This is a genomic window from Bradyrhizobium sp. Crot121 (assembly GCF_059512385.1).
Genome location: NZ_JCAMOR010000523.1, coordinates 1 through 341 on the forward strand (window position 1 = coordinate 1; position 341 = coordinate 341).

Sequence of the window (341 nt, forward strand, 5' to 3'; positions counted from 1 at the left end):
CATGCGGCGATTGTGTGGCCGCTGTTGTGCGGAATGGCGAAGGCAAAATACTATCTGTTGCTGTGCGATCAGCTTTTGGGCGAAGAGGCGGAGCGGATCGGTGTTGTATCGATGTGCTGCGAGGACGACGAATTGGACGCAAAAGCGATCGAAGTCGCCGGCCGTCTTGCTGCAGGACCGCCGAGTGCCATTCGCTGGACGAAATACGCGCTCAACAATTGGCTTCGGCAGGCCGGGCCGACATTCGATGCTTCGTTGGCGCTCGAATTCATGGGATTTACAGGACCGGAAGTGAAGGAAGGCCTTGCGGCTCTCGTGGAAAAGAGACCGCCGGCATTTCA

The 341-nt window shown here is 57.5% G+C and carries 1 protein-coding gene; it reads left to right on the forward strand.

The annotated features are described in order from the left end of the window. Positions 1-33: 33 nt before the first annotated feature. On the forward strand, positions 34-341 hold a 308-nt coding region (locus AC5ZGW_RS47770), incomplete at its 3' end, for an enoyl-CoA hydratase-related protein (protein WP_496114357.1).